This window comes from Bacillus sp. JJ1566, assembly GCF_036962685.1.
Taxonomy (GTDB): Bacteria; Bacillota; Bacilli; order Bacillales; family Bacillaceae_L; genus Ferdinandcohnia.
This window is the reverse complement of record NZ_JBALOP010000096.1, coordinates 1-2,085: the sequence shown is the minus strand read 5'-3', so window position 1 is coordinate 2,085 and position 2,085 is coordinate 1. Positions and strand designations below refer to the sequence as shown.

Here is a 2,085-nt window from a genome sequence, read left to right as displayed (position 1 = left end):
CTCCAAAATACAAAATAGTTACTATTAATACTCCAATAATAAGCCAGATGTATCCTACTCTCGAACTCAAAGTTAAAAACCATTTGCGATGATAGGCCATAATGCCTAAACAAAAGAAACTCACATACTGTGGTACATGTGCAAATTCTGTTTGAATAAATCCTAGGAAAGCTGTCCAATGATCAATAGGAAACCATATCCTTGTAATGAAAGTCACTAAACTAATGATCAACCACAGGGAGAGAATCTGATAAACCCTAATGTTTCCATCAAATTTTTTTGTGGATTTCTTAAATGAAAAGAAGGTCCAGACTGAAAACACAACCGCATACACAAGTAAATGCTCTAAAAACCATAAATGGCCAAATTGCATATCAGGCCATGATGGTCCAGACCAATTCGTGGGTTCACTACCAAGCCCAAAAAATATATTAACATAGTAAGAAAAAAATGAGATGGGTTCATAATCTCTGAAATTAATGTAATATAAATACATCAGAATAGGAATTATCATGAGAAATCCCAGTAGTAATGGAATACCAATTCTAATAAGCCGTTCTTTTAAAAACCGTTTCGGCCCTTTTCTCGCGATTGATTGAGGGAGAAAATAGGCTGATAAAAAGAAAAACATACTCATAAAAAATGCTGCATTTACAGAGAAAAACCTGCCCAGCCAGTTGATAGATTCATCATCCAAAAAATACCACCAACCACCTGGTCCATAGGCTTGTCCAGCATGGTGAGCTACTACAAGCATAATTAAAGCTATTTTTATATTATCGATGAAATATAAATGATCACTCTCTTTTTTCACCTTTAAAACTCCTTTCCCATTAAAAGTTATACTTTAAATAATAGTAACGTATATTTCACCATTATTGGAAAAAGATTACATTCACAGTTAATAATCTCTTATTCTTGATCAATCATTTTTTTGCATTATCGTCCTTCTGTTATATAGATAATAAGTTAATTCCTACTTCTACTAACCTGCTCCTTTAGCTCAATGAGGAATTCAACAAAAAAGTGCCTTAATCCTTCTTGGACCAACGCACCTGTTAGCACAATAAATTTATTTATGTTCCCATTTATAATCATAACTATCAACATTATCTGGAATATCGGTAAAACTTCTTAGATTCTTCCAATCTGTTTCCATCAATGTATCTCCTTTTACTTGAACTTCTGCAACAGTTTTATCAGTATCTTTTTCAAAGAAATGGAGATTTACCTCATCAAATAAATTTAATTTCTCTCTAGGATAAGTTTTAACTGCTGTAATCAATATAATTGTTTCGTTTTGAACATCTTCCTCTCCTATATTGACCATTGGTATATCAATATTAACTACACCTTCGTTAAATTCAGTAGAAATATCATAGGAAGTCTCTTCATTCATATATTCATTTAGTTTATCTTCTTCACCTTGTGAACAAGCGGACAACATTAACACAAAAGATAAAAATATTAAAAAAACATACTTTTTCATTGTGTTCTCTCCACCTCTTTAAATTTTACCATATCTACCCAAATCATATTGAACTATTCTGTCCCTTTAGTTTAATGACTTCAACAAAAAAGTGCCTAAATCCTTCTTAGATAATCGCACCCTTTAATTGAATAAATGATATAGTGCAAAAATAACTGGAACCCAATACTTTTTTAAAAATATCGAACAATTGACGATATAATATTTATAGGAGGCGGAACATATGAGTAAAGAAACAATAAATGTAATTATTCTTGTTTTAGGTTTGATATTAGTAGCATTATCTAGATTTCCTATTATGTCTCAAACTATAGCAATAATAATTGGGTTGATTGGAGCAGCGACAATTATACTCGCAACTGTTCTAATGTTTAAAAATAAAAAGAGCAAAAAATAGATTATGGAGTTTCAAAAGGGAAACATTTAGAAAACTTTGTTCGATGTAATGTGATAAATAAGTAATTAAGTTATAGGAAAGTAATGACTCGATTTACTATATTGAGTCATCTTTTTTAATTTACAAAATCATCTACAAAAACATAAAAAATTTGGTTATATTCTTATTAAACTAACCTGCCCCGTTCGTATTATAAGGT

3 protein-coding genes are annotated in these 2,085 nt (G+C 30.7%); 1 reads left to right on the top strand and 2 read right to left on the bottom strand.

What is annotated here, in order from left to right:
• Together V7112_RS23700 and V7112_RS23695 are read right to left on the bottom strand one after the other, a co-directional pair.
• Positions 1-814: acyltransferase family protein (locus V7112_RS23700; RefSeq protein ID WP_335424432.1), on the bottom strand; the 814-nt coding region annotated here is incomplete at its 3' end.
• A gap of 258 nt (positions 815-1,072) precedes the next feature.
• Positions 1,073-1,489 carry a hypothetical protein gene (locus V7112_RS23695; protein ID WP_335424429.1) on the bottom strand — a complete coding sequence of 139 codons (417 nt, stop codon included), beginning with the start codon at positions 1,487-1,489 and terminating at the stop codon, positions 1,073-1,075.
• A gap of 223 nt (positions 1,490-1,712) precedes the next feature.
• Between V7112_RS23695 and V7112_RS23690 the strand changes: the two genes are divergently transcribed.
• Positions 1,713-1,886: a hypothetical protein gene (locus tag V7112_RS23690; protein ID WP_335424427.1), complete on the top strand. Its 174-nt coding sequence runs from the start codon at positions 1,713-1,715 to the stop codon at positions 1,884-1,886.
• Positions 1,887-2,085: the final 199 nt, after the last annotated feature.